Source organism: Kineococcus auxinigenes (assembly GCF_050871525.1).
Classification (GTDB): Bacteria; Actinomycetota; Actinomycetes; order Actinomycetales; family Kineococcaceae; genus Kineococcus.
The window spans coordinates 1-1,058 of sequence record NZ_JBKBCT010000140.1 but is presented as its reverse complement, the minus strand read 5'-3'; the positions used below and the strand labels follow the sequence as shown (position 1 = coordinate 1,058).

Below are 1,058 nucleotides of genomic sequence, written 5' to 3'. Positions count from 1 at the left end.
CGGGCCGCGCCGCGTCGCCCCCGGTGCGCCTCTCAGCCCTGCGCCGGGTTCACCAGCCCCAGCCGCGGCGCGAGCCCAGCTCGCGCACCGCCCGGTCCAGCGCCGCGGCCACCCGGGAGCGGTCGGTGTCGGCGTGCGACAGGCGCACCCGGCTCACCACGTCGCGGCCCTCGGTGAGCAGCCCGCCGCGGCGGTCCGCCTCCAGCACCACCTCGACGCCCTGCGGGTCGGCCAGGAACGTGACCTCCAGCTCGTTCACCCGGCGCGCGCTCGCCGGCGGGGCGAACTCCAGCTCCTGGTAGAACGGCAGGTCCGAGCCGCGGACCCGGCCCTTCTCCACGTCGGCGTGCTTGAACCGCCAGCCCAGGGAGCCCAGCGCGTCGACGACCGCCTGCTGCACCGGCAGGGGAGCGACGGTGACGGCGTCCAGGTCGCCGGGGTCCACGGCACCGGCGATGACCAGCTTCGTGACGACGCCCACGTGCACCCCGCGCAGGTGCCACCCGCCGATCGCCGTCACCGGCGTCTGCCAGGGCAGCTGCAGCGAGAAGGGCATCTCGGCGCGCTCGCCGGGCACGGTGGTGAACCCGGCCCCGACGCGGGCCCGGCCGAAGACGACGTCCTCGCGCCACTCGGAGTCGCCGCTCTCCACCTCCACGCGCGCCTGCAGCCCGACGACGACCTCCTCGACGTCCTGGGCCACCGAGCCGCCCACCACGACCACCCGGCCGCTGACCGTGCCGCCGGGCTGTGCGACGTCGCGGTCCAGCACCGTGTCCACCGAGGCGGCCCCCGCGCCGAAGCGGGCCATGAGGTTGCGCAGCGCCATGTCGTCCCTCCTCCCGGGGACCGACGGCCGGCCCCCACGGTGATCGACGGGCGGAGGGGGCGGCGCGTTCCCCCGCGCTGCGCGCAGCCGTGCCCCGCCCCGGGCGCACGAACGGGCGGGGGGGGGGGGGGGGCGGCGGCCGGCCGGGGCCCGCGGCCTGGTGGCTGCGCACCCGCGGGCCGCTGCCGCCGGTCAGCCGCGCCCCCGGGAACGCCGCGCCGCGGTGGCT

1 protein-coding gene is annotated in these 1,058 nt (G+C 78.8%); it reads right to left on the bottom strand.

The genetic code is table 11. From position 1 onward, the window contains the following. Window positions 1–49: 49 nt before the first annotated feature. The gene (locus ACRYR9_RS19650) at window positions 50–829 is read right to left on the bottom strand and encodes a sporulation protein (RefSeq protein WP_432499171.1); all 780 of its coding nucleotides are present in this window, start codon (window positions 827–829) and stop codon (window positions 50–52) included. Window positions 830–1,058 lie beyond the last annotated feature (229 nt).